The sequence below is a fragment of the Zafaria sp. Z1313 genome (assembly GCF_050563205.1).
GTDB lineage: Bacteria > Actinomycetota > Actinomycetes > Actinomycetales > Micrococcaceae > JAZDCJ01.
On record NZ_JBNWUK010000029.1, the window covers coordinates 1 to 18,236 of the forward strand.

Sequence of the window (18,236 nt, forward strand, 5' to 3'; positions counted from 1 at the left end):
GGGGTGTTGTCCACGGTTGCCGGAAACTCTTGCTCATTCGAAGAAAGTTTCGATGATGATGGATTCATGACCATCAACGAGCTGCCGGCGGATCCGTTCCGGGAGGGCGCGTGGGCCGTCCCCGGAGCGGATCCCGCGCCCTTCCCGGAGGGCGGTGTTGCCGCGGCCGCTGCGGCCGCCGGGCCCGCTCCAGGCGGCAGCCCGGGAACCGGCGACGGCATGCCCGCTGACAGCGGGGCCATTGTCCCTGACGACGGATGGGCCGTCCCCGGAACGGGTCCCGCGCCCTTGCCGGACGGGTCCGGGGATGGAGCCGGCGATGGGGCCGGCAGCGGGGCCGTGGCGTTGGCCGGGCTGCGGGAGGCCTTGCGCGGCTGGTCGGACACCATCCAGGCCCAACCACCGGGCCGGCACGCGCTCGCGGGCCTGCTGCGCGGACTCGAGAAGCTCTCCGTGGAGGTCCAACGCGCCCAGGTCATCGCCGCCCGCGCGGCCGAGGACGAGCAGATCACCCTCCTCGGTGCCGCCCCGGGACCCGGCGGGCGGGCCGAGTACCGGGACACCTCCGACTACCTGGCCAAGGAACTGCACATCCCACGCTCCGAGGCCCGGGCCCGGCTCGAAGCGGCCCGGAAACTGCTTCCGCGCACCTCCCTGACCGGCGAACCGCTCCCGGCCCGCTACGAGGCCGCCGCGGCCGCCGTGCACGCGGGCCGGCTCTCGGTCCCGGCCGCCCTGCAACTGACCCGCCGCGTCGAGAAGGCGGCGCCCACGGCCAGGACCCGCCCCGGAGGCGGGACCGCGGAACTGGCCGCGATGGAAGACAGCCTCGTTCAGACCGTGCTGCAGGACGGGCCCGCGACGATGCACCAGGTCGCCGACACCTGGACCCTGTTCCTGGACCCCGACGGCCGCGAACCCAGCGAGGAAACCAAGCGCGCGCTCCAGGGCCTGTTCTACCAGGGCCGGTCCCAGAACCTGCACGTGTTCAAACTCGTCACCGACGACGCCCAGGCCGAACAGCTCTTCAGCGTCTGCGCCCCGGCCGCCAACCCCCGCACCGGCCCCCGCACCGCGCCCCACGACGCCGACGGGGCCGGAGACACCAAGGCCCACAGCACCGAGACCAGTGACACCGCAGACGCCGCCAGCGATCCCGCCCCCACCGCGGCGGCCGACGTGGAGGGGGAGCCGGCCGAGGCGCCCGCGGATGGCAGGACGCGGGCCCAGCACCAACTCGAGGGACTCGTCAACGCGGTCGGGATCGCCCTGTCCACGAACAAGCTGCCCCGCAACGGCGGGAACCGGCCCCAGGTCATGGTCACCATCGACTACCAGACCCTGCTGGGCGAGCTCGCCACGATGGGCACCCAACGCTCCGAAGCCGTGCACGCCGGACTCGTCAGCCCCGCCCAGATCCGCCGCCTCGCCTGCGAAGCCGAGCTGATCCCCGTCGTGCTCGGATCCGCCGGACAGGTCCTGGACGCCGGACGCTCCGAACGGCTCTTCACCGAGGAACAACGCAAGATCCTCTACGCCCGCGACCGCGGCTGCACCGCCCCCGGCTGCACCACCCCCGCCAGCGGCACCGAAGCCCACCACATCACCTGGTGGTCACGCGGCGGCACCACCGACATCGACAACGGCGCCCTCTGCTGCCCCTTCCACCACCACCTCGTCCACGACGGCGGCTGGCAGATCACCATGATCAACAACGCCCCCTACTGGATCCCACCACCCCACATCGACCCCGCCCGAAGACCACAACGCAACACCTACTTCCACCCCCAAGCCACCCCCACCTAAACCACAACCCGACGATCCCCACGGTTCAGAGTCCCCCAAGGCGGCGGGCCCAAGGCCACGGGCCCGAGGCCCCCACAGTCCCGCGACCCCCAAGGCGGCGGACCGGTGGCCCAGCGCCGTCAGACCGCGGCGTCCAAGCGGGCGATCATGCGGGTGTTGCCCAGGGTGTTCGGCTTGACCCGGGCCAGGTCCAGGAACTCCGCCACGCCCTCGTCGGTGGAGCGCAGGAGCTCGGAGTAGACGGCCGGATCAACGGCGGACTGGTCGGCCATGACGGTGAAGCCGTTGCGTTCGAAGAACCCGACCTCGAACGTCAGGCAGAAGACGCGGGACACGCCGATCTGCCGGGCGTTCTCCATGAGCTGGGCCAGAAGCGCCCGGCCGACCCCGTGGCCGCGCCACTCGTCCGAGGTCGCCAGGGTGCGCACTTCGGCGATGTCCTCCCACATCACGTGCAGGGCGCCGCAGCCGATCACCGTGCCGTCCTCCGCCTCCGCGACGATGAACTCCTGCAGGCCCTCGTAGTAGGCCACGGCCTCCTTCTCCAGCAGCACGCGCGAGTCCGCCAGCGGCTTGACGAGCGTGCGGATGCCGGGCACGTCGGGCGTACGGGCCCGGCGGATCGTGTAGGAAGCCATGCGCCCCATCATAGGCACGCGCCCACCGGGCACGACGAAGCCCGCCCGGCCATGTGACGGCCGGGCGGGCTTCACGGAGTGCAGCGCCCGCTGCGGGGAGCGCCGGACGAGGCGCGGCGCCCCTGCGGACTAGCCGACGGCTCGCGAGCCGTCCGCGGCGGGGGCCTCGATGGCGGCCGGGATCGGCTCACCCTCGAGCTCGCCCGGAGTGTCCTGGCCGATGAACGTGAACTTGCGGGCATCGCCCTCGCCTTCCACGTCCACCACCACGGTCTGCCCCGTGACGACCTCGCCGAAGAGGATCTTCTCCGAGAGCTGGTCCTCGATCTCGCGCTGGATCGTCCGGCGCAGCGGACGGGCGCCCATCGCCGGATCGTAGCCGCGCTCGGCCAGCAGGACCTTCGCCGCCGGCGAGAGCTTGACGTGCATCCCCTTGTCCACCATGCGCTTCTCCAGCCGCGCGACGAACAGGTCGACGATCTTGACGATCTCCTCCTGGGTCAGCTGCGGGAAGACCACGACGTCGTCGACGCGGTTCAGGAACTCGGGCCGGAAGTGCTGGCGCAGCTCCTCCTGGACCTTGGCCTGCATCCGGTCATAGCCCGTCTTGGTGTCCGTGGCCGACTGGAAGCCGGTCATGACGCCCTTCGAGATGTCGCGGGTACCCAGGTTGGTGGTCATGATGATCACCGTGTTCTTGAAGTCCACGACGCGGCCCTGCGAGTCCGTCAGTCGGCCGTCCTCGAGGATCTGCAGGAGCGAGTTGAAGAGGTCGGCGTGGGCCTTCTCCACCTCGTCGAACAGGACCACGGAGAACGGACGGCGGCGGACCTTCTCGGTGAGCTGGCCCCCCTCCTCGTAGCCGACGTACCCGGGAGGGGCGCCGAACAGGCGGGAGACGGTGTGCTTCTCCGAGTACTCGGACATGTCGAGCGTGATGAGCGCGTCCTCCTCGCCGAAGAGGAACTCGGCGAGGGCCTTGGCCAGCTCGGTCTTGCCGACGCCCGTGGGGCCGGCGAAGATGAACGATCCGCCCGGGCGGTTGGGATCCTTGAGCCCGGCGCGGGTCCGGCGGATGGCCTGCGAGATCGACTTGATCGCCTGGTCCTGGCCGATGACGCGCTTGTGGAGCTCGTCCTCCATGTTGAGCAGCCGGCTGGACTCCTCCTCGGTCAGCTTGATCACCGGGATGCCCGTGGAGTTCGCGAGCACCTCCGCGATGAGCTCCTCGTCGACCTCGGCGATCTCGTCCATGTCGCCGTTCTTCCAGGCGCGCTCCTTCTCGGCGCGGGCCTCCTGAAGCTTCTGCTCCTTGTCCCGCAGGGACGCGGCGCCCTCGAAGTCCTGCGAATCGATGGCGGCCTCCTTCTCGCGGCGCACCACCGAGATCTCCTCGTCCATCTGCTTCAGGGCCGGGGGCGCGGTCATGCGGCGGATGCGCAGGCGCGCGCCGGCCTCGTCGATCAGGTCGATCGCCTTGTCCGGAAGGAAGCGGTCGGAGACGTACCGGTGCGCCAGCTGCGCGGCGGCCGCCAGCGCGCCGTCCGTGATGGAGACGCGGTGGTGGGCCTCGTAGCGGTCGCGCAGGCCGCGGAGGATCTCCGTGGCGTGCTCGACGGAGGGCTCCTTGACCTGGATCGGCTGGAAGCGGCGCTCGAGCGCGGCGTCCTTCTCGATGTGCTTGCGGTACTCGTCCAGCGTCGTCGCACCGATGGTCTGGAGCTCGCCGCGGGCCAGCATCGGCTTGAGGATGGAGGCCGCGTCGATCGCGCCCTCGGCCGCGCCGGCTCCGACGAGCGTGTGGATCTCGTCGATGAAGAGGATGATGTCCCCGCGCGTGCGGATCTCCTTGAGGACCTTCTTCAGCCGTTCCTCGAAGTCGCCGCGGTAGCGGGAGCCGGCCACGAGGGAGCCGAGGTCGAGCGTGTAGAGCTGCTTGTCCTTGATGGTCTCTGGCACGTCTCCGCGCACGATCGACTGGGCGAGGCCCTCGACGACGGCCGTCTTGCCGACGCCGGGCTCGCCGATCAGGACGGGGTTGTTCTTGGTGCGGCGGGAGAGGACCTGCATGACCCGCTCCATCTCGAACTCGCGGCCGATGACCGGATCGAGCTTGCCCTCGCGGGCCGCGGCTGTGAGGTTGCGGCCGAACTGGTCCAGGACGACGGAGCCAGCCGGGGCGCCCTCCTGCTGTCCCTGTCCGACGCCGGCGCCGGCCGTCTCCTTGCCGCCCTGGTAGCCCGAGAGCAGCTGGATGACCTGCTGGCGCACGCGGTTCAGGTCCGCCCCCAGCTTGACGAGCACCTGGGCGGCGACGCCCTCGCCCTCGCGGATCAGGCCGAGCAGGATGTGCTCGGTGCCGATGTAGTTGTGGCCGAGCTGCAGGGCCTCGCGGAGCGAGAGCTCCAGGACCTTCTTGGCCCGCGGGGTGAACGGGATGTGCCCCGACGGCGCCTGCTGTCCCTGGCCGATGATCTCCTGGACCTGCTCGCGCACGGCCCCGAGGGAGATGTTCAGGGATTCGAGCGCCTTGGCGGCGACCCCCTCGCCCTCGTGGATCAGCCCCAGCAGGATGTGCTCGGTACCGATGTAGTTGTGGTTGAGCATGCGCGCCTCTTCCTGGGCGAGCACGACAACGCGACGGGCACGGTCGGTAAATCTCTCAAACATGGCGGCACACTCCTAGCTAACGCGTACTGACGATGCTACGCACGAATCCCGGCCTTGGGGTGCGTGTTCGCCGTAGGGATAAAGGAGCTCAGGAGTGGGCGTCGCGGTAGGCCCCGATGACCTCCGAGTTCAGGCGTCCGCGTTCGCTCACCGGGTAGCCGTGCTCCGCGGCCCACGCCCGGATGGCCGGTGCCTCGGCGGCCGAGTAGGCGTTGGAGCGGCGCCCGGCCTCGATGAAGCCGGCCAGGAAGCCGCGCAGCCGCGCCGCGTTCTCGGGGCCCAGGTCGATCTCGTAGTGGCTCCCGTCGAGGCCGAACTGCACGGTCTCGACGGCGGGGGTTCCGTCGAGGTCGTCGACCAGGGTGATTTCCACTTTGCGTGCCACGCCGCAAGTCTATGCACGGCCGGGGGCGGCATCCAGCGCCGCCGCGCCGCGCCGCTACCGCCGGGTAGCCCGCGGGGGGCGGGACGGTCGCCTCGCGGATCCCGGCCCCGTGCCCGGGTGCCCGGCCCACGGCGCTTCGGATCCGGCGTCGTCCGCGTCCCGGGTGCCTGGCCTACGGCCGGGCGGAACCGGCGTCGTCCGCGTCCCGGGGCCCCGCGGCGTCGGAGGGACGCGCGTCTTCGGCATCCTCGTCGCTCGCCGCGGCGCCGGTCGAGGAACCCGGTACGACGCCGGTGCCGCCGCCCGCGCGCGCGTCCGCCTCCGCCTCGGCGAGGCGTTCGTTGCGGTCGACGCGGAAGAGCGATCGCACGACGAACCAGAAGATGAGGGCGACGACGATCGTGGGCAGCAGGACCTGGACGTACTCCACGGCTAGGCCTCCGGCTTGAGCAGCGGGAACAGGATGGTCTCGCGGATGCCCACGTCGGTGAAGAGCATCACGAGGCGGTCGATCCCCAGGCCGATCCCGCCCATCGGCGGTGCGCCGTACTCGAGCGCGCGGAGGAAGTCCTCGTCGAGCTGCATCGCCTCGTCGTCGCCGCCGGCGGCGAGCCGGGACTGCTCCACGAGCCGCTCCCGCTGGATGACGGGGTCGATGAGCTCGGAGAACGCGGTGCCGCGCTCCATGCCGCCGATGATCAGGTCCCACGCCTCGATGAGTCCGGGCTTGGAACGGTGCGGCCGGGCCAGGGGCTGCGCGGCCGGCGGGTAGTCGTAGACGAACGTCGGGTTCAGCAGGGTCGGCTCCACGATCTCGCCGAACAGCTCCACGACGAGCTTCTGGGCGTCCCACTTCGGGTCGACCTTCACGCCGTGCTCCTCGGCGACGGCGCGCAGCTCCGCCGCACCCGTCTCGGGGGTGATCTCGCGGCCGACGGCCTCGGACAGCCCCGGGTAGACGCCGAGCCAACGCCACTCGCCGTCGAGGTCGATCGTCCCCTTCGCGGTCTCGATCCGGCGGCCGGCACCCACGGCGTCGGCCGCGGCGAGGATGATCTCCTTGATCCGCTCGGCCATGACGAACTGGTCCGCGTAGACCTCGTAGCACTCGAGGGTCGTGAACTCCGGGGAGTGCGTGGAGTCGACGCCCTCGTTCCGGAAGAGCCGCCCGACCTCGAAGACGCGCGGGATGCCGCCGACCACGGTGCGCTTGAGGTAGAGCTCCGTGGCGATGCGCAGCGTCATCGGCTGGTCGAACGCGTTCAGGTGGGTGTGGAACGGGCGGGCCGTGGCGCCGCCGTGCACGAGCTGCAGCATCGGGGTCTCGACCTCGACGTAGCCGTGGCCGTAGAGGGTGTCGCGGACGGCGCGGGTCACGGCGTCGCGCGTGTAGATCATCTCGCGGGCCTCGTCACGGACCATGAGGTCGGCGTAGCGCTGGCGCACGCGCGTCTCCTCGTTCAGCTCGGCATGCAGCACGGGCATGGGGCGCACGGCCTTGGACGCCATCTGCCACTCGGTGACCATGATGGACAGCTCGCCGCGGCGGGAGCAGATGACGCTGCCCTTGACGAACACGTGGTCGCCGAGGTCCACGAGGTGCTTCCAGTCGGCGAGCGCGTCCTCGCCGACGTTGGCCAGCGACAGCATGGCCTGCAGGCGGACGGCCTCGCCGCGGGGACCCGACTCCTGGAGGGTCGCGAAGCAGAGCTTGCCAGTGTTGCGGGCGAAGACGACGCGCCCGGCGACGCCGACGACGTCCTCGGTCTCCTGTCCGGCCTCGAGGTGGCCGTAGGCGTCGCGGATCTCGAGCAGGGCGTGGGTGCGCTCGACCCCGACGGGGTAGGCCTCGCGGCCCGACTCCAGCAGGGCGGCGCGCTTGTCCAGGCGCACCTGGCGCTGGTCGTTGGTGTCGGTGGCGGGCGCGGCCTGGGCGGGGGCGGTGTTTTCGGCAGTCACGGTCACCAATTCTACGTGCTCGCCGTCCCGCGGGGTCCCGGGCGGGGACGGGGCATCGGGTAGCCTGCCCGCATGGCCCGCTCGCGCATCCTCCGCACCACCTGGTGGGTTCCCGCAGCGGCCGGCGCGGAGCCGGCGCCCGCCGGTCCAGGGGGCGGTCCGGGAACCCGGGAAGAGCCGGTGCCCACAGCTCCGGGGCGCCTCCCGGACCCGGAGTACGACGCCGGAGCCCTCCTCGAGGTGCACACCCACCTCCCGCGGGGGACGGCTGCCGCACGGGGGCTCCCCGCGGCACGGGAGCCGGGCTCAGTGCCGGAGCCGGCTGCCGCACGGGGGCTCCCCGCGGCACGGGAGCCCGACTGGGCCTGGGAGCCGGGTAGCGCACAGGGGCCCCACGCCTTACGGGAAGCGGGCTCGGCCGGGGAGCCGGGCCCCGGCGTCGTCCTGGTCCACGGCACCCTCGCAACGGACGCCGTCTACGCGCTCTTCTGCCGGCGTCTCGCCGCACGGATCGGCGCTCCCGTGCACAGCTACCACCGGCGCGGCCGTGGCGGCTCCGCCCCGCAGGGTCCGGGCTACGGGCTCGCGACCGAGGCCGCGGACCTGGCCCGCGTCCTGCGCGCGACGGGCGCCCGTACCGTGTTCGGGCACAGCTACGGCGGGGCCGTGGCGCTCGCCGCGGGGCTGCGGACCCCGGAGCTAATCGACCGCTTGGCGACCTTTGACGCGGCCCTGGACCTCGACGGATCGCTCGCCCGGCTCTGGCGCCCGGAGCTGGAAGAGGCCACCGATGCCGGTCGCCTCGACGAGGCCTGGGCCCTGCTCGTCAAGGGGCTCGGCACGGCCGGCCCCGTCTCGCGCCTGCCGCTCGGCTCCCTGCGCGTGATGAGCCTGCTCTCGGCCAAGACGCGGCTCGGCGGCGAGATGCGCTCCCTGCTGCCCACTGCGGTCCGCGAGATGCGCGCCGTCCTCGACGCGCCCGTCCCCCACGAGTCCCTGCGTCGGCTGCCGCCCGGCGCGCTGCTGCTGACCGGCCAGTACAGCCCCGCCTACTTCGCCCGGTCCGCCCGGCTCATCGCCGCCTGCGCGCCCGGCGCGACCGCGGAAACCGTGCGCGGTCACCTTCACGACGGGCCGATCCGCGCCTCCGGGCTACTCCTGCGCCGGATCGCGCGCTTCCATGAAGGAAGATAGGGAGACCATGAAAGAACGGATCGTCCCCACGCACGACGGCGGCCGCCTGGCCCTGTACAGCTACGGCAACCCCAGCGCTCCCGGCGAGCGCCGCATCCTCGTGGTCGGCGGCGCCTTCATCACGGCCCTGATCTACCGCCCGTTCGCCCTCGCCCTGAGCAAGCGGCTCGGCCCCGAATGGGCCGTCGACGTCTACGACCGGCGGGGACGGGGCAGCTCCACGGGGCAGCCGGCCGACTACTCGATGGACACCGAGATCGCCGACGTCGCGCTCATGCTGCGCACCACCGGCGCCCGGAACCTCTTCGGCCATTCCCTCGGCGGGGCCGTGGTGCTCAACGCCGTGCAGGCCTTCCAGGGCCACGACTCCGCCGACGCGCGCTTCGCCGAACCCGCGCTCGTGCCGGACCGGCTCGCCGTCTACGACCCGGCGATCAACATCGACGGAAGCGTTGACTCGGGCTGGATCGAGGGCTTCCGCGAGGCCGTGAAGGCGGGGAGGCCCGGACGCGCCCTGGCCCGGATGCAGCGCGGCATGGCGACGTCGCCGACGCTCTCGCGTGTGCCCGAACCCATCCTCGCCGCGCTCCTGGCGGGCACGGCCCGCACCCCCCTGGGGCGCATGGCGCGCGAGCTGCTGCCCACGGGCGTCGGCGAGCTCACGGCCGCGCTCGAGGAGGCCGAGCACGCCGCTCGCTTCGCCCGGCTGCCCTCAGGAACCCGCTTTATGGCCGGCGCGAAGAGCCCCGCCTACTTCCGGGCGACCGCCCAGAAGCTGCACCGCACCGTCGGCGGCTCCGGCTACGAGGAGTCCCCGAAGGGCATCCATGCCTCCGTCCCCGCCGCGGTCGGCGAGCTCATCGACGACATCGCCGGCTACTTCGAGGAGTCCTAGCCGGAGGCGGCGCGACCCGCGCCCGGGCACCCGGGTGCGGCCCCGGCGTCGTCCTTGCCCTTGCCCTTGCCCCAAGAGGACCCTGGGCTACCAGATGACGACGCGCTCCCCGGGCTCGAGCCACATGCCGTCGCCCGGGCGCGTGCCGAACGCCTCGTGGAACGCGTCCATGTTCCGCGGCACCTGGTTGCAGCGGAACTCGCCCGGCGAATGCGGGTCCGTGGTGATGCGCGTGACCATGGTCTCCGGTCGCGTGAGCGTGCGCCAGCACTCGGCCCACGAGTAGAAGAAGCGCTGATCGCCACTCAGGCCGTCGACGACCTCGTCCTCCCCCAGCCCGCGCGCGGCCAGGTCCAGGCGGTAGGCCTTGTACGCGATCCCGAGCCCGCCCAGGTCGCCGATGTTCTCGCCCAGGGTCAGCTTGCCGTTGACGTGGTGCTCCGGCGCCTCCGGTGGGACGAGGGCCTCGTACTGCTCGACGAGCCGCCCCGTGAGCGCCTCGAACGCGCCGCGGTCCTCGTCCGTCCACCAGTTGCGCAGCTCGCCCGTGCCGTCGAACTGCGAACCCTGGTCGTCGAAGCCGTGCCCGATCTCGTGCCCGATCACCGCGCCGATCGCACCGTAGTTCGACGCGGCGTCGCGGTGCACGTCGAAGAACGGCGGGCGCAGGATCGCGGCCGGGAAGCCGATCTCGTTCAGCAGCGGATGGTAGTAGGCGTTGACGGTCTGCGGGTACATGAACCACAGCTCCTTGTCCACGCCGTCGTCGATCTTCTGCAGCTCGCGGGCAAACTCGAAGGCGTTGGCGGAGGCGACGTTCGCGATGAGGTCGGCCGGGTCCGCCTGGATCGCCGAGTAGTCGATCCACTTCACCGGGTAGCCGATCTTCGGCCGGAACATGCCCAGCTTCTCGAGCGCCTTGCCGCGCGTCTCGGCCCCCATCCAGGGCAGATCCGAGATCGACTGCCGGTAGGCCTCCGTCAGGTTGGCGACGAGCGCCTCCATCCGCTCCTTCGCCTCGGCCGGGAAGTGCCGCTCGACGTAGAGCTGGCCGATGTCCTCGCCGACGGCGCCCTCCGTGAACGCGACGCCGCGCTTCCAGCGCTCCTTGAGCTCCTTCGTCCCGGCGAGCTTGGCGGAATAGAAGGAGAAGTTCTCCAGCACGAACGCCCTGGACAGGTACGGGGCGTTGCTGCGCACGAGCTGCACGGCGAGCCAGTGGCGCCACGCCTCCAGCGGCTGCTCCGCGAGGACCTGCTCGAGCCCCTCGAGGTAGCTCGGCTGCCAGACGTCCACCTCGGCGAAGTAGCGCGGCTCGATCCCCGCCCCCTCGAACCAGAGTTCCAGGGACGGATGCAGGGCGAACAGCTGCCGGTCCGTGAGCAGGTTGTAGCGGGCCTGGGCGTCGCGGCACTTCACGCGGTCCCAGTGGTGCGCGGCGAGCGCGGTCTCGAGGCGGACGACGGCGGCCGCCGCCTCCTCGGCGTCCGGCACCTCGGCGAGGCCCAGCAGGCGGCCCAGATGGGTCCGGTACTCGCCGAGGAGCTCCGCGAACTGCTCCTCCCGGTAGTACGACTCGTCCGGCAGGCCGAGCCCCGACTGCAGCAGGGTCAGCAGGTTCCTGTCCGGCTGGCCCGCGTCGGAGTTGGCGCCCGCGCTGTAGAAGCCGGAGACGCCGCGGCGCTGCAGGGCGCCCGTGAGGCGCACGAGCTCGTCGATCCCGCCGACCGCGTACACCGCGGCGAGGTCCTCGCGGATGGGGTCCATGCCGCGGGCCTCGATCGCGTCCTCGTCCATGAAGCTCGCGTAGAGCGCACCGATGCGTTCCTTGCGCGGGTCCACGGCACCGTCGGGGCCGGCCGGATCGGCCTGGGCGTCCTCGATGATCTCGCGGACCGCGGCCTCCGACTCGTCGCGGAGCTGCATAAAGGAGCCGTAGCTGCCCTGGTCCCCCGGGATCTCTGCGGTGGCCAGCCACGAGCCGTTGACGTGGCGGTAGAGGTCGTCCTGGGGGCGGACGGCGTGGTCCCGGTGGTCCACGCGGGTGGTCGGTTCAGCGGTCATGGCGTCCCGTCTTCTCTGCGGCGTCGCTGCGCCGCGGCCTGTGGTTGCCGCGTGGGTGCGCGGAGCGGTCCGGGGCCTCTGCGGGGCGGCGGGATCGAGCCCGTCCGCCCGGGCGGCGCCCGGCTGTGTTGGTCATCACTGTACTGCCGTGGCCGCCGCCAGCGCCCGCCGGGCACAGCGGTTCACCTGACCGCGAAACCCGTCGCCCCCGGGGGGAAGGCGGCCTCGCGGGCGGGGGCGCGCGCCGGCGCCCCGACCTCGCTCACCCGTTCCGTGGCCGCGCTCCGCGCCCGGGCCCCGGCGTCGTCCCCGCTTTCGCAGGCGCCGCACACCCAGGCCTGACCCCGGGGCCGCGCCGCATCAGAGCGTCCAGCCCGTGATCTCCTCCGGGTCCTCTCCGTGCTCGCGCGTGTGGGCCCGTGCGTCCGCGCGCATCCCCTCGTACTTCTCCCGCAGCTCCGGGTGTTCCGCCGCGAGCCCTGGAACGCGTTCGAGCACGTCGAGGGCCAGGTGGAAGCGGTCGATCCCGTTGAGCATCGCCATGTCGAACGGCGTCGTGGTGGTGCCCTCCTCGATGTAGCCGCGGACGTGGAAGTTGGCGTGGTTGCGCTGGCGGTAGACGAGCCGGTGGATGAGCCACGGATAGCCGTGGTAGGCGAAGACCACCGGCTTGTCCACGGTGAAGTAGGCGTCGAAGGCCTCCGGTTCGAGCCCGTGGGGGTGACCCCGGTGGTCCTGGAGGCGCATGAGGTCCACGACGTTGACGACGCGGACCGCCAGGCCGGGCAGATCGGTCCGAAGCAGCTTCGCCGCGGCGACGGCCTCCGCGGTCGGGACGTCGCCGGCGCACCCCAGCACGACGTCGGGCTCGCCCCCGTGGCCCGAGCCCGCGAAGTCCCACGTCCCGATCCCGGCAGCGCAATGGACCCTGGCCTCCTCGGGGCCGAGCCACTGCAGGGCCGGCGCCTTCCCCGCGACGACGACGTTGACGTAGTCCCGCGTGCGCATGACGTGGTCCATGGTGTGCACGAGCGTGTTCGCGTCGACGGGCAGGTAGACCCGCACGACGTCGGCCTTCTTGTTCACGACGTGGTCGATGAAGCCGGGGTCCTGGTGGGAGAAGCCGTTGTGGTCCTGCTGCCAGACGTGCGAGGACAGGAGGTAGTTCAGGCTCGCCACGGGGGCCCGCCAGTCGAGCCCGCGGTGCACCTTGAGCCACTTGGCGTGCTGGTTGAACATCGAGTCGACGATGTGCACGAACGCCTCGTAGCTGTTCAGCACCCCGTGCCGCCCGCTGAGCAGGTAGCCCTCGAGCCAGCCCTGGCAGAGGTGTTCGCTGAGCACCTCCATCACGCGGCCGGAACGCGCGAGGTGTTCGTCGGTCTCGAGGATGCGCTGCTGCCAGACCTTGTCGGTGGTCTCGTAGACCGCGGCGAGCCGGTTGGAGGCGGTCTCGTCCGGGCCGAAGAGGCGGAAGGTCCGGGGGTTGAGCCGCACGACCTCCCGCATCCAGCCGCCGAGGTTGACCATGGCACTGAGTCGCGTGGTCCCGGGCTCCGCCACCTCGACGGTGTGGGCGGCGGCGTCGGGCAGTTCGAGCTCCTCCAGCAGCCTGCCGCCGTTGGCGTGGTCGGTTGCACTCATCCTGTGCGCGCCTTCCGGGGCCAGGCGGACGACGGCGGGGCGGAGCGCGCCGTCGTCGTCGAACAGTTCGCCGGGGCGGTAGGACAGCAGCCAGTCCTCGAGCTGGGCCAGGTGGGCGGGGTCGTCGTGGATCCCGGCCAGGGGCACTTGGTGTGCGCGCCAGGTCCCCTCGACCGGGAGGCCGTCCACGACGCGCGGGCCCGTCCAGCCCTTGGGCGAGCGCAACACGATCATCGGCCACGCCGGAACGCCCTCCGCGCCGGCGCCCGCGGTCAACCCGGCGCCCGCAGTTAGCCCGGCGCCTTCGTCCGCCGGCCCCGCGTCTCCGTTCCCCCGCCCACCGTCCGCACCCGCCGGCCTCCCCACTTCGTCCGCCGGCCCACCAGCCACGCCCCGGCCACGGGCCGCCTGCTGGATGCCGGCGATCGCATCAAGGCACTCGTCGAGTGCGGCGGCGAAGGACCGGTGTGCCGCCTCGTGGTCGTAACCGTCCCCGACGTCGACGATGCGGGGCGCGTAGCCGTGGCCCTCGAAGTACTTGCGCAGCCGGGCCTCGGGCATGCGGGCCAGCACCGTGGGATTGGCGATCTTGTAGCCGTTGAGGTGCAGGATCGGCAGGACGGCGCCGTCGTGGACGGGGTCGACGAACGCCGTGGACTGCCACGCCCCCGACAGGGGCCCCGTCTCGGCCTCGCCGTCCCCGACGACGCAGGCGACGACGAGGTCCGGATTGTCGAAGGCCGCGCCGTAGGCGTGGGAGAGGGAGTAGCCGAGTTCCCCGCCCTCGCTGATGGAGCCGGGCATCTCGGGGGCGGCGTGACTCGGGACCCCGCCCGGAAAGGAGAACTGCTGGAAGAGGCGGGCCAGCCCGTCCTCGTCCCGGGTGATCTCCGGGTAGACCTCGGTGTAGGTGCCCTCGAGGTAGGCGTTGGCGACGTTCGCCGGCCCGCCGTGCCCCGGCCCGGTCACGAAGAGCATCTGCTGCCCGCGGGCCACGATCGCGCGGTTCAGGTGCGCGTAGACGAAGTTCAGTCCGGGCGTCGTTCCCCAGTGGCCGAGAAGTCGCTTCTTGACGTCGCCGGGTTCGAGGCGCCGCCGCAGCAACGGGTTGGAGCGCAGGTAGATCTGGCCGACGGACAGGTAGTTGGCGGCCCGCCACCAGGACTCGAGCGCCTCGACCTCGGACTGGTCCATGGGATCCTCCTCGCTTCGGCGGCACCAGGGTGCCGCGCTGCCCACGCTACAAGGATGACGTGGCGGATGTGAGGGGAAAGCGGTAAATCGTGGGTTAAATGGGTCAGGGCCCCCACCGTGTGGTTGGGGCCCTGGCCTGAATGTGTGTCCGGCGGTGTCCTACTCTCCCACACCCTCCCGAGTGCAGTACCATCGGCGCTGTGGGTCTTAGCTTCCGGGTTCGGTATGGGACCGGGCGTTTCCCCCACGCTATGACCGCCGTAACCCTTGCTCCGCGACCCCCGTGGTGGGGGTGGGAAATCTTGTGGGTCACGTGGTTGTTTCCGTGACAGTGGTTCTATTTGATTGTAGCGAAACTGGTTGTTGTTTCGGTACCGCATAGTGGACGCAGCATGCTTGCCACACACGTGGTGTGGTGTTTGTGGTGTAAGTTGTCGGCCTATTAGTACGGGTCGGCTTCACGAGTCTTTGGTCCTCGCTTCCACGTCCCGCCTATCAACCCAGTGGTCTGGCTGGGGGCCTCTCGCCATCTAGTGGCATGGAAATCTCATCTTGAAGCGGGCTTCCCGCTTAGATGCTTTCAGCGGTTATCCCATCCGAACGTAGCCAATCAGCGGTGCACTTGGCAGTACAACTGACACACCAGAGGTTCGTCCGTCCCGGTCCTCTCGTACTAAGGACAGCCCTTCTCAAATTTCCTGCGCGCGCAGCGGATAGGGACCGAACTGTCTCACGACGTTCTAAACCCAGCTCGCGTACCGCTTTAATGGGCGAACAGCCCAACCCTTGGGACCTACTCCAGCCCCAGGATGCGACGAGCCGACATCGAGGTGCCAAACCATGCCGTCGATATGGACTCTTGGGCAAGATCAGCCTGTTATCCCCGAGGTACCTTTTATCCGTTGAGCGACGGCCCTTCCACGAGGTGCCGCCGGATCACTAGTCCCGACTTTCGTCCCTGCTCGAGCTGTCGCTCTCACAGTCAAGCTCCCTTGTGCACTTACACTCGACACCTGATTGCCAACCAGGCTGAGGGAACCTTTGGGCGCCTCCGTTACTTTTTGGGAGGCAACCGCCCCAGTTAAACTACCCATCAGGCACTGTCCCTGACCCAGATCATGGGCCGAAGTTAGGAATCCGGTACGGCCAGAGTGGTATTTCAACGACGACTCCACGGCCACTGGCGTGTCCGCTTCACAGTCTCCCACCTATCCTACACAAGCCGCACCGAACACCAATACCAAACTATAGTAAAGGTCTCGGGGTCTTTCCGTCCTGCTGCGCGTAACGAGCATCTTTACTCGTAGTGCAATTTCGCCGAGTTCATGGTTGAGACAGCGGGGAAGTCGTTACTCCATTCGTGCAGGTCGGAACTTACCCGACAAGGAATTTCGCTACCTTAGGATGGTTATAGTTACCACCGCCGTTTACTGGGGCTTGAATTCCCGGCTTCGCCTTGCGGCTGACCGGTCCTCTTAACCTTCCAGCACCGGGCAGGAGTCAGTCCGTATACATCGTCTTGCGACTTCGCACGGACCTGTGTTTTTAGTAAACAGTCGCTTCCCCCTGGTCTCTGCGGCCCCGATCCCCTCACACACGCGTGGCGTGCTCAGGGTTGGGGCCCCCCTTCTCCCGAAGTTACGGGGGCATTTTGCCGAGTTCCTTAACCATGATTCTCTCGATCGCCTTGGTATTCTCTACCTGATCACCTGTGTCGGTTTGGGGTACGGGCGGTTGGAACCTCGCGCCGATGCTTTTCTTGGCAGCATAGGATCACCGGATCACCCACCAACGTGGGCGCCTATCGGGTCTGAGCCATGTAACGGGGAACGGATTTGCCTATTCCCCGGCCTACGCCCTTGGACCAGGTCGATTCCATTGCCTGGCCCGGCTACCTTCCTGCGTCACACCTGTTAATACGCTGACCTCGCCGGCTCGGTTCCCGCGCCGCCCACCCGGTGGGAGCCCCGAAGGGATCCCGGTGGATGGTTGGGGCGGTTAGCATCGCCGGTCCGGTAGGGACGGTTCTTCACCGGTACGGGAATATCAACCCGTTGTCCATCGACTACGCCTGTCGGCCTCGCCTTAGGTCCCGACTTACCCAGGGCAGATTAGCTTGACCCTGGAACCCTTGATCATTCGGCGGACGGGTTTCCCACCCGTCTTTCGCTACTCATGCCTGCATTCTCACTCGTGCCGGCTCCACCACTGGTTTCCACCGCGGCTTCACTGCCGGCACGACGCTCCCCTACCCACCCGGACGGCTGGACCACGAAGGCCTGCCTGGTATCCGGATGACGCGACTTCGGCGGTGTGCTTGAGCCCCGCTACATTGTCGGCGCGGAATCACTTGACCAGTGAGCTATTACGCACTCTTTCAAGGGTGGCTGCTTCTAAGCCAACCTCCTGGTTGTCTGGGCAACTCCACATCCTTTCCCACTTAGCACACGCTTGGGGGCCTTAGTCGGCGTTCTGGGCTGTTTCCCTCTCGACCATGAAGCTTATCCCCCACGGTCTCACTGCTGCGCTCTGACTTACCGGCATTCGGAGTTTGGCTGACGTCAGTAACCTGGTCGGGCCCATCGGCCATCCAGTAGCTCTACCTCCGGCAAGAAACACGCAACGCTGCACCTAAATGCATTTCGGGGAGAACCAGCTATCACGGAGTTTGATTGGCCTTTCACCCCTACCCACAGCTCATCCCCTCCATTTTCAACTGAAGTGGGTTCGGTCCTCCACGCGCTCTTACACGCGCTTCAACCTGGCCATGGGTAGATCACTCCGCTTCGGGTCTAGACCGTGCCACTGAATCGCCCTATTCAGACTCGCTTTCGCTACGGCTCCCCCACACGGGTTAACCTCGCGACACAGCACTAACTCGCAGGCTCATTCTTCAAAAGGCACGCCGTCACCCCAACAAGGAGGCTCCGACGGATTGTAGGCACACGGTTTCAGGTACTGTTTCACTCCCCTCCCGGGGTACTTTTCACCTTTCCCTCACGGTACTTGTCCGCTATCGGTCATTGGGTAGTATTCAGGCTTACCAGGTGGTCCTGGCGGATTCGCACGGGATTTCTCGGGCCCCGTACTACTTGGGATGCCACCACAGGACGGCGGAACGCATTACGGCTACGGGACTCACACCCCCTCTGGTCCGGCCTTCAAACCGGTTCGCCTATACGCCCGCACCTCGCCCCACCAGCCCGGCAGAACTGGTATGGATGGTCCCACGACCCCGGCCATGCAACGCCCGCCGGCTATCACACATGGACCGGTTTAGCCCCATCCGCTTTCGCTCGCCACTACTCACGGAATCACTGTTGTTTTCTCTTCCTGCGGGTACTGAGATGTTTCACTTCCCCGCGTTCCCCCCGGACAGCCTATGTGTTCAGCTGCCGGTCACACAGACACTCGCGCGCTGTGCGGGGTTTCCCCATTCGGAAATCCTGGCCTCAACGTCCGGTTATCGACTCCACCAGGCTTATCGCAGATTCCCACGTCCTTCTTCGGCTCCCAATGCCAAGGCATCCACCGTGCGCCCTTGAAAACTTGACCACAAACAGGCCAAGCAAGAGCACTTACTTACGAACAATCGAGAAAACCACGCCCACCCACACCGGGGCGGACAGGGTCTTCCATCATCAAAGAAATTGCTATTGCACTCCACCACCCACAGGGACAAACCCCGAAGGCGATGGCATACAAGATGCTCGCGTCCACTATGCAGTTCCCAAACAACAACCCCCATCACACCCACCACCAACCCCCCACCCCCGCAACACCAGCA

Annotated in this window: 10 protein-coding genes and 2 rRNA genes; 3 read left to right on the forward strand and 9 right to left on the reverse strand. The window is 69.1% G+C overall.

Annotated features, from left to right (window positions below):
• Positions 1-66 precede the first annotated feature (66 nt).
• Complete coding sequence (locus ACQ3I4_RS15805) at positions 67-1,806, forward strand: DUF222 domain-containing protein (RefSeq protein WP_430632570.1); 1,740 nt, start codon at positions 67-69, stop codon at positions 1,804-1,806.
• Between the two features lie 119 nt (positions 1,807-1,925).
• On the opposite strand, the gene ACQ3I4_RS15810 is transcribed toward ACQ3I4_RS15805, so the two are convergent.
• The 5 genes from ACQ3I4_RS15810 to lysS all read right to left on the reverse strand — a co-directional run bounded on the left by ACQ3I4_RS15810 (position 1,926) and on the right by lysS (position 7,458).
• Positions 1,926-2,444: an amino-acid N-acetyltransferase gene (locus ACQ3I4_RS15810; protein ID WP_329862876.1), complete on the reverse strand. Its 519-nt coding sequence runs from the start codon at positions 2,442-2,444 to the stop codon at positions 1,926-1,928.
• Positions 2,445-2,573: 129 nt separating this feature from the next.
• Positions 2,574-5,114, reverse strand: a complete 2,541-nt coding sequence (locus ACQ3I4_RS15815; RefSeq protein WP_329862874.1) for an ATP-dependent Clp protease ATP-binding subunit — start codon at positions 5,112-5,114, stop codon at positions 2,574-2,576.
• A gap of 88 nt (positions 5,115-5,202) precedes the next feature.
• The gene (locus tag ACQ3I4_RS15820; RefSeq protein ID WP_329862873.1) at positions 5,203-5,499 is read right to left on the reverse strand and encodes a histone-like nucleoid-structuring protein Lsr2; all 297 of its coding nucleotides are present in this window, start codon (positions 5,497-5,499) and stop codon (positions 5,203-5,205) included.
• Between the two features lie 172 nt (positions 5,500-5,671).
• Positions 5,672-5,929: a hypothetical protein gene (locus ACQ3I4_RS15825; RefSeq protein ID WP_329862872.1), complete on the reverse strand. Its 258-nt coding sequence runs from the start codon at positions 5,927-5,929 to the stop codon at positions 5,672-5,674.
• Positions 5,930-5,931: 2 nt separating this feature from the next.
• Entirely contained in the window at positions 5,932-7,458 is a 1,527-nt protein-coding gene (gene lysS / locus ACQ3I4_RS15830; protein ID WP_329862870.1) for a lysine--tRNA ligase, read from the reverse strand.
• Positions 7,459-7,530: 72 nt separating this feature from the next.
• Between lysS and ACQ3I4_RS15835 the strand changes: the two genes are divergently transcribed.
• Together ACQ3I4_RS15835 and ACQ3I4_RS15840 are read left to right on the forward strand one after the other, a co-directional pair.
• Positions 7,531-8,652 carry an alpha/beta fold hydrolase gene (locus ACQ3I4_RS15835; protein WP_430633891.1) on the forward strand — a complete coding sequence of 374 codons (1,122 nt, stop codon included), beginning with the start codon at positions 7,531-7,533 and terminating at the stop codon, positions 8,650-8,652.
• A gap of 7 nt (positions 8,653-8,659) precedes the next feature.
• The gene (locus ACQ3I4_RS15840; protein ID WP_329862866.1) at positions 8,660-9,547 is read left to right on the forward strand and encodes an alpha/beta hydrolase; all 888 of its coding nucleotides are present in this window, start codon (positions 8,660-8,662) and stop codon (positions 9,545-9,547) included.
• 87 nt (positions 9,548-9,634) lie between these two features.
• Here the strand turns inward: ACQ3I4_RS15840 and ACQ3I4_RS15845 are convergent, their stop codons facing one another.
• The 4 genes from ACQ3I4_RS15845 to ACQ3I4_RS15860 all read right to left on the reverse strand — a co-directional run bounded on the left by ACQ3I4_RS15845 (position 9,635) and on the right by ACQ3I4_RS15860 (position 18,004).
• Positions 9,635-11,611, reverse strand: coding sequence for a M13 family metallopeptidase (locus ACQ3I4_RS15845; RefSeq protein WP_430633892.1), 1,977 nt, complete (start codon positions 11,609-11,611; stop codon positions 9,635-9,637).
• Positions 11,612-11,971: 360 nt separating this feature from the next.
• Positions 11,972-14,449, reverse strand: coding sequence for a phosphoketolase family protein (locus ACQ3I4_RS15850; RefSeq protein WP_430633893.1), 2,478 nt, complete (start codon positions 14,447-14,449; stop codon positions 11,972-11,974).
• Between the two features lie 146 nt (positions 14,450-14,595).
• Positions 14,596-14,712 (reverse strand): 5S ribosomal RNA (gene rrf, locus ACQ3I4_RS15855).
• 158 nt (positions 14,713-14,870) lie between these two features.
• A 23S ribosomal RNA gene (locus tag ACQ3I4_RS15860) occupies positions 14,871-18,004 on the reverse strand.
• Positions 18,005-18,236: the final 232 nt, after the last annotated feature.